The sequence below is a fragment of the Burkholderia torrens genome (genome assembly GCF_984668525.1).
In genome coordinates, this window is sequence record NZ_OZ480212.1 from 2,977,223 (window position 1) to 2,985,451 (window position 8,229).

5 protein-coding genes are annotated in these 8,229 nt (G+C 66.3%); 3 read left to right on the plus strand and 2 right to left on the minus strand.

All coding sequences use genetic code 11. From position 1 onward, the window contains the following. Positions 1 to 121 precede the first annotated feature (121 nt). The 3 genes from AC5LXX_RS29650 to AC5LXX_RS29660 all read left to right on the plus strand — a co-directional run bounded on the left by AC5LXX_RS29650 (position 122) and on the right by AC5LXX_RS29660 (position 6,340). Positions 122 to 1,072, plus strand: a complete 951-nt coding sequence (locus AC5LXX_RS29650) for a LysR family transcriptional regulator (protein ID WP_493412113.1) — start codon at positions 122 to 124, stop codon at positions 1,070 to 1,072. A 122-nt stretch (positions 1,073 to 1,194) separates the two neighbouring features. Then, the gene (locus tag AC5LXX_RS29655; protein WP_493412114.1) at positions 1,195 to 5,409 is read left to right on the plus strand and encodes an ESPR-type extended signal peptide-containing protein; all 4,215 of its coding nucleotides are present in this window, start codon (positions 1,195 to 1,197) and stop codon (positions 5,407 to 5,409) included. Between the two features lie 238 nt (positions 5,410 to 5,647). Then, positions 5,648 to 6,340: a response regulator gene (locus tag AC5LXX_RS29660; protein ID WP_493412115.1), complete on the plus strand. Its 693-nt coding sequence runs from the start codon at positions 5,648 to 5,650 to the stop codon at positions 6,338 to 6,340. Positions 6,341 to 6,475: 135 nt separating this feature from the next. Here AC5LXX_RS29660 and AC5LXX_RS29665 read toward each other — a convergent pair whose 3' ends face one another. Then, positions 6,476 to 7,195, minus strand: coding sequence for a response regulator (locus AC5LXX_RS29665; protein WP_175930314.1), 720 nt, complete (start codon positions 7,193 to 7,195; stop codon positions 6,476 to 6,478). A gap of 294 nt (positions 7,196 to 7,489) precedes the next feature. Next, on the minus strand, positions 7,490 to 8,203 hold the full coding sequence (locus AC5LXX_RS29670; protein WP_493412116.1) for an OmpA family protein: 714 nt from the start codon (positions 8,201 to 8,203) through the stop codon (positions 7,490 to 7,492). Positions 8,204 to 8,229 lie beyond the last annotated feature (26 nt).

Genomic DNA, 8,229 nt, shown 5'->3' on the forward strand with positions numbered 1-8,229 from the left:
TCCTATTCGTTCGTCGACGCGAGCCGGCCGGTGCTTCCGTATCCGCTGCTCGGGATAAGATGTGCGCCAGCGATCTTCGTCGGGCCGACGGACAAACCGGACATGCGTAGGAAGCCGTTCCATGGATCAACTGCTGGCAATGCGCGTATACCGCACGCTGGTCGAGACGCGCAGCTTCTCGATCGCGGGCGATCGGCTGGACATGACGCACTCCACGGTGTCGCGCCAGTTGCGACAGCTTGAGGCCCGGCTCGGCGTACAGCTCGTCCAGCGCAGCACGCGCCATTTCTCGCTGACGGAAGACGGCGAGCGGTACTACGCGTCGTGTGTCGACATTCTCGATCGCGTCGATGCCGCAGCCGACGCGCTATCGATCGAACGGGCGGAGCCGAGCGGGCTGTTGCGCGTGTCGATGCCGATGGCGATCGGCACGTTCGAAATGGGCGCGTGGCTGCCGGCGTTTCGGGCGCGCTATCCGAAGGTCCAACTGGATATTTCGTGCAGCGACCGCTTCGTCAATCTCATCGCGGACGGCTTCGACGTGGCATTGCGGATCACCGGGACGCTGTCGGATTCGGAACTGGTCGCGAGGACGCTGACGCGTTCGGACGAGATCCTCGTCGCCGCGCCTGCCTATGTCGCGCGGCGCGGCCTGCCGAGGTCGCCGGTCGACCTCGCCGGCCACGACCTGCTGATGCATCGCAAGCCGCAGGGCGACGGCGACTGGACGTTGACGGCCGACGACGGCGACGGCGACACGACGAGCATCGCAGGGCAAGCCGCGCTGCGGATCGACGCCATTACCGCCGTTCACGCGGCCGCGGTTGCGGGGCTCGGCATTGCCGCGTTCACGCATCTCACGGTGGCGCGCGATATTGCCGAGGGCCGGCTCGTGCGTATCCTGCCCGGCTACCGGCTCGGGCGACTGAACTACTACGCGGTCTATCCACGACACCGGCACACGCCGTCACGCGTGCGCGCGTTCGTCGAGCACATGAAAAGCTACTACGAATCGGGGGCCGAGGGCTCGGGCGCGGCGCACGCCGCGGAAACGGAAGCGGCAGCGAGGTGATCGCACGCATGTAGGACTGGGCCCACACAGCTGCTATCTCGAATCAGCCAAGGACGACTGATTAGGACAAGGCTGATCCCTACCATCGGTTTGTGAACTGACAAACTGAAAGGAGTAGGGATATGAACAAGACCTATCGCAGCGTTTGGAATGCCGTGACGAACACGTGGACGGCAGCGGCCGAGACGGCGAAGTCGCATTCGAAGGGTTCGTCGCGCGCGGCACGGCAAGCGGTGATCGCGATCGCGCTGGGTGGTGCGGCGATCGGCGGCGCGGCGGCGGCAGAAGTGTGTACGACCGAAGACGGGACGAGCGGCACGGTCGATGCAGCGGGCGTGTGCCAAGTGGCAGGCGGCGGTTCGATCGGCACGATGGGGGCAATCGGTGTCATGGCCGGCGGATGGAGCAACGGCAACGGCATTTCGATTTCGACTGCCCCCGGACAGACCGCTAGCGCCGTCAACGCCAACGATATCGCCATTGGCAACAGCTCCTCGGCTGCCGGCGGAAATTCCAGTGTTCTGGGTAACAATGCCACATCACTAAATAGCGCCGGTGTAGCGATCGGTGCGAACACCACGGTTTCCGCGAGTTACGGCGTGGCCATCGGCGGGGCAACTCAAGCCGGTCGCGGTGCGGCCGTGACAGGTACCAACTCCGTTGCAATCGGCGTGCTTTCCAGCGCCGGCGCGGCCAATGCCGTGGCATTGGGTGCCGGTTCCGTCGCGACCGAACAGTACACCGTGTCCGTCGGTGCCGTCTCGAATGCAGACGGAACGAAAATTACGCGCCGGATCGTCAACATGGCCGATGGCATCAACGACACGGATGCCGTGAACGTCGGTCAGATGAATGCCGCGCTGTCGACGAAGGTCAACGACACGTACATCAAGATCGATACGAGTAACAGCACGGTTGCCGCGCAGGCCGGCACCGCCGCGCTTGCCATCGGCACGAACACGAACGCCGTGGGTACTTACGCGACGGCCATTGGCAACAGTGCAGTGGCCAGCGGCAACAACAGCACGGCGCTCGGGTTCCAGTCGAGCAGCGCGGGCGGCGCCGCTGTCGCGATCGGCTCGAGTTCGAATGCAAGCGGCTCGCACGGCGTGGCAATGGGCGTCAATGCACAGGCGACCCACACCGACTCAGTAGCACTCGGTGCCACGTCGACCACGGACCGCGACAACAGCGTGTCGGTCGGTTCGTCGACGCTTCGACGACAGATCACCAACGTCGCCTCTGGTACCGCAGACACCGATGCCGTGAACGTCGGCCAGATGAATGCTGGCCTGTCGACGACGAACGCTTCGATCGCAGCGACGAATGCGGCACTGTCGACGACCAACACCACGCTCGCCGCGACCAACGCGTCGCTTTCGACGGCCAATACCCAGATCACCGCGCTGAACAACGACATGACGGCTGCCAAGACCGGCATCTCGACCAACACGTCCGACATCACGAAGCTCAACGACAAGCTGGGCGAGTTGTCGAGCGGCACGATCGGTCTCGTTCAGCAAGCCGGCGCAGGGAGCGACCTGACAGTCGGCGCGAATACCGACGGCGCCGCAGTGAACTTCGCCAGCAACACGAGCAACCGCCGGCTGACCGGCATCGCTGACGGCACGCTCGATTCGGACGCCGTGAACCTCGGCCAGATGAACACCGGCCTGTCGACCACGAACGCCGCGATCACGAGCCTCAACGGCCGCGTGACGACCAACGAAGGTGCAATCACCGCCATCGACGGACGCGTGACCAACAACGAGACCGCAATCACCGATCTCGGCAGCCGCATGACGAGCAACGAAACCGCGATCACGAACCTCGACGGACGTGTCACGAACACCGAAACGTCGATCACCCACCTCGACGGCCGCACGACGGCCAACGAAGGCGCGATCACGAGCATCGACAACCGCGTGACGGTGAACGAAGGGGCGATCACGAAGCTGGCCGACCAGATCGGCAGCGGTACGCTCGGTCTCGTCCAGCAAGCCAACGCGGGTGACGATCTGACGGTCGGCGCGAACACCGACGGCGCCGCGGTGAACTTCGCCGGCAAGACGAGCAATCGCAAGCTGACGGGCATCGAAGCCGGCACGGACGATGCCGACGCCGTGAACGTCGGCCAGATGAACGCCGGCCTCGCGACGACGAACGCCGCCATTGCCGCAACGAACGCCGCGTTGTCGACGACCAACACGCAGGTGGCCGCGCTCGACGGCGACATGACGATCGCGAAGGGCAACATCGCCACGCATACGACCGAGATCAAGTCGATCAACGATCAGTTGAGCGAGTTGTCGGGCGGCACGATCGGCCTCGTCCAGCAATCGGCGGCCGGCGCGGATCTGACGGTCGGCGCGAACACCGACGGCGCGGCTGTGAACTTCGCCAGCAACACGAGCAACCGCCGGCTGGCCGGCGTCGCTGACGGCATGCTGGATTCGGACGCCGTGAACGTCGGCCAGATGAATGCCGGCTTCGCGACGACGAACGCCGCGATCTCGGGCCTCGACGGCCGCGTCTCGACGAACGAAACGGCGATCACGAATCTCGACGGCCGCATGACGACCAGCGAGACCACGATCACGAACATCGACAACCGCGTGACGGCGAACGAAGGCTCGATCACCAGCCTCGACAACCGCGTGACGGTGAACGAAGGTGCGATCACGAAGCTGGCCGACCAGATCGGCAGCGGATCGCTCGGCCTCGTTCAGCAGGCCAACGCGGGCGACGACCTGACGGTCGGCGCGAACACGGATGGCGCGACGGTGAACTTCGCCAGCAAGACGAGCGACCGCAAGCTGTCGGGCGTCGCTGCCGGCACGCTGGATTCGGACGCGGTGAACCTCGGCCAGATGAACGCCGAATTCACCAAGACCCACGATGCGATCGCGGGCCTGGATGGCCGCGTGACGGACAACGAGACCGCGATCACCAACCTCGACGGCCGCACGACGAACAACGAGACCGCGATCACCGCCATCGACGGCCGCGTGACGAACGTCGACAACCGCGTGACGGTGAACGAAGGTGCAATCACGAAGCTGGCCGACCAGATCGGCAGCGGCTCGGTCGGCCTCGTCCAGCAGGATGCGTCGGGCGCGATCACGGTCGCGGCGGCGACGGGCGGCAAGTCCGTGAACTTCGGCGGCAGCGGCGGCGCACGCGTACTGTCCGGCGTCGCGAACGGCGTGGACGACGACGACGTCGTGACGGTGTCGCAGTTGCGCGCAACCGGCCTGATCGACTACACGGGCAAGGAAGTCGGCGCGGTTACGTACGACTCCGGCCTCAATTTCGACACGGTGACGTTCGCCGGCACGTTCGGCACGAAGCTGCAGCGTGTCGCCGCGGGCGAGATCAGCGCGACGAGCATGGACGCGATCAACGGCAGCCAGCTGTTCGACCTGCAGGAGCAGTTCGCGAAGCAGTACGGCGACCTGAGCGGCCAGCTCGGCGACCTGTCGAGCCGCTTCGGCGACCTGTCCGACCGCCTCGGCGATCTCGAAGCGAACCCCGGCACGGGCGGCCCGGGTACGGGCGACGGCTCGACCGTCGTCGGCGAAGGCGCGGTGGCATCCGGCGAGAACAGCTCGGCGATTGGCGACAGCGCGCTCGCATCGGGTGAAAACGCATCGGCCGTCGGTCAGGGCGCGGTGGCATCGGGCAACAACGGTTCGGCTATCGGCCAGGGTTCGGTCGCATCCGGCGACAACGGCTCGGCCCTCGGTCAAGGCGCGGTAGCTTCGGGCGAAAACGGCACGGCGCTCGGCCAAGGCTCGGCGGCGTCGGGCAGCAACAGCTCGGCCGTCGGCCAGGGCGCGGTCGCATCGGGCGAGAACAGCACATCGCTCGGCCAGGGCGCATCGGCCACGGGCAGCGGCTCGGTCGCGATCGGCCAGGGTTCCGTGGCAACGGAAGCCAACACGGTGTCGTTCGGTAACGGCACGGAAGAAGGCAACCGCCGCCTCGTCAACATCGCGGACGGTATCAACGCCAGCGATGCCGCGACGAAGGGCCAGCTCGACCGTGCGATGGAATCCGTCGACGCCCGCTTCAACGACACGAACCGCGCGATCAACGACGTCGCGAAGAACGCGTACGCCGGTATCGCCGCCGCGATGGCGATGCCGAACATGACGCCGTCGGCGCCGGGCAAGACGGTCGTGGCCGTCGGCACCGCGAACTTCAAGAGCGGCTCGGCCGTCGCCGCCGGCGCGACCTACCGTTCGCGCAACGGCAAGTGGCTGGTGAACGGCGCGGCGTCGCTCACGTCGGTCGGCGATGCCGGTGTGCGTGCCCAGGTCGGCTATGAGTTCTGACCCGATCGCGCCGCCTCGCGCGGCGCATCGCTCCGAAGCGGGGGGAGCGATCCCCCCGCCGTTCGGCCGACGGCCGGTGCCGATTCCGCCAGGAGTCGCCACCGGCCGTCGGCGCGTCCGCATCGAGAGCGGGGCTTTTGGTTGCGCACCCCGCAGCGGCCCGTATGCGCCGAATCCCTTTCTTTCAACCGAGTGATACGCACGCGCCGCCATGCGCGGCAAAGCGCGTGAGACCAACATGAACAGAACCTTCCCCATTCGCATCGTGATCGCCGACGATCATCCGGCCGTCGTCGTCGGCGCCCGCTACGAACTGTCGGCCACGAACACCGTCTCGGTCGTCGCGACTGCGCACAATTCGACGGAGCTGATGAATGCACTGTCGAACCATCCATGCGACGTGCTGGTGTCCGACTATGCGATGCCCGGCACCGAATACGGCGACGGCCTCGCGATGTTCACGACCCTGCTCAAGCGGTTTCCAGGCCTGAAGATCGTCGTGATGACGATGATGGAGAACGCGGTGGCGTTGCGCGCGCTGATCGATATCGGCATCGCGTGCATCGTCAGCAAGTCGGACATGCCCAATCACCTGACGATGGCGATTCACGCGGCCTATACGAGCGGCCGCTACCTGTCGCCGTCGATGGACCGGATCCTGCGCAACACGGGCAGCATCGGCGGCAAGGCGCCCGCGCTGTCGGTGCGCGAGGTTGAGGTGATTCGCCTCTTTGCGTCGGGGCTGTCGGTCAACGAGATCGCGGAAAAGCTGAACCGCAGCAAGAAGACGATCAGCACGCAGAAAAGCTCGGCGATGCAGAAGCTCGGCATCGAGCGCGATGTCGACCTGGTGCGCTACGCGATCGCGTGCGGGCTCGTGACCGACTACGGCTATGCGCCGCCCGTGCGCAACGACGAAGCCAGCGCATAACGCTGCAGCCACGACCTGAAACAAAAAGCCCCGGCAACCTTGCGGTGCCGGGGCTTCGGTGCGCCGGTATGAGCCGGCGCGCTCACCTTCCTTCATCGCCGCCATCCTATGCGGCGGGCATCGTTGCATCCGCCGTCAGGCCGGATCGACGCTGCCTTCTTCCTTGGCGTCGCCGCCGCGCCCTTCGCTGGCCGATGCGGCGACGATCCCGTGCTCGATCGCGTAGCGCAGCAGATCGATGTCCTTCTCGATCCCGAGCTTTTCCATCGCGCGCGCCTTCTGCGTGCTGATCGTCTTTTTGCTGCGGCTGAGCTTGTCGGCGATCTCGTTGACCGTGAGGCCCGACGCATAAAGCCGCACGACTTCGAGTTCGCGGTCGCTGAGTTCGCGCTTCTGGTCGGCGGCCCGCGCGCTCGAATGCGACGTGAGCGTACGCACGACCTTCTCGACCGACGGCGAGAAATACGTGCCGCCCGTAGCAGCCGCGTGAATCGCGGGAATCAGGTGGTCGATCGTGTCGGACTTGCTGACGATGCACTCGATGCCAAGCCGCGTCAGCGCGCCGATCACGGCCGGATTGTCGAGCATGGTCAGCACGACCAGCTTCACGGCAGGGTGATTGCGCTGGAGATAGGAGAACAGCGTGATGCCGTCGCCGTGCGCGCTGCCCGGCATCGCATAGTCGGACACCACGACGTCGCACACGCCGGCCTCGACGAGCCGGATCAGCTCGGTCGAATTGACGGCCTTGCCGGTCAACTGGATCGTCGGCACCGACGACAGGCCGTGCTCGACGCCGACCAGCATCGCCGGGTGGTCGTCGGCCAGTACCACGCGTATCAGATAGCTTCCCATAGTCGTCCAGATTTGCGCGGCAATCGTCGCGGCCGGTTCGCCGCCCGGTGGGCGGCGACGGCGCGCATCGCGGCGTCGTGGATCGTAATTGGGCGCTATCTTCGCACGAAAACGGGCGCATCAGCCATCGGCGCGGCCGGCGGCGGCCAGCGGATGGTGCGTCGCCATAAAAAAACCGCCGACTCATGACGAGCCGGCGGTTCCGGGTACAGGGCGGGCGGATGGAGCGTCCCTCGATCGGCTCAGTGCCGACCGGATCCCCGCGCGTACCGGTGAAGCGTGATCCAGTACGCGTTATTTCGCATCGATCCGGATCTCGACACGGCGGTTCTGCGCACGGCCTTCGGCCGTCGCGTTGGACGCGACCGGATCGGCGGCGCCGAGGCCTTCGGAGACGAACGACTGCGCCTTCAGGCCATTGCTGCGCAGGTAGTTCATCACGTTGCGGGCCCGCGAAGCCGACAGCGCGAGGTTGTGCGTGTTGCTGCCCGTCGAATCGGTGAAGCCGGTGATCGCGACGCGGCGGAAGTCGACGCCGCTGTTGATCTGCACGAAGCGGTCGAGCTGGCTGCGCGCTTCGGGCGTGAGCGCCGCGCTGTCGAGCGCGAAGTTCGCGTCACCCTGCAGCAGCACCTGGCGCTGCGGCACCGGCTGCGGCGCCGGTTGCGGGGCGGGGGCCGGCGGTGCGGCCTGCACGACCGGCTGCGGCTTGCCGCACATGAACGTGATCTCGCGCGGGTCCTTCATCGGCGCACGGCTGTACACGCGGTCGATCATCTCGAGCGGCGTGAAGCCCTTGCCCTGGCAGAACTCTTCCGCCGCGCGGGCGCAGGCGTTCGCGCTGCCGAGCAGCCCGTCGCAGCTCACGCGGAACACGTTGTCCGGCTTGCCGGGAATCGACACCGCGCGGATGTCGTAGGTGAGGCCCGATTGCGTCGTACACGCACCGAGCGCCATCGCGATCGCGCCAATCGATGCGGCGCGCAACAACAAGGTTTTCATGGTCATGGTGAAACGTCCGCCGCGAGGGCGGA

What these genes read in the sequence shown, in the direction of transcription:
- AC5LXX_RS29650 (WP_493412113.1), top strand. Translation starts at nt 122, where the DNA reads ATGGATCAACTGCTGGCAATGCGCGTATACCGCACGCTGGTCGAGACG.
- AC5LXX_RS29670 (WP_493412116.1), bottom strand. Translation starts at nt 8,203, where the DNA reads ATGACCATGAAAACCTTGTTGTTGCGCGCCGCATCGATTGGCGCGATC.
- AC5LXX_RS29660 (WP_493412115.1), top strand. Translation starts at nt 5,648, where the DNA reads ATGAACAGAACCTTCCCCATTCGCATCGTGATCGCCGACGATCATCCG.
- AC5LXX_RS29665 (WP_175930314.1), bottom strand. Translation starts at nt 7,195, where the DNA reads ATGGGAAGCTATCTGATACGCGTGGTACTGGCCGACGACCACCCGGCG.
- AC5LXX_RS29655 (WP_493412114.1), top strand. Translation starts at nt 1,195, where the DNA reads ATGAACAAGACCTATCGCAGCGTTTGGAATGCCGTGACGAACACGTGG.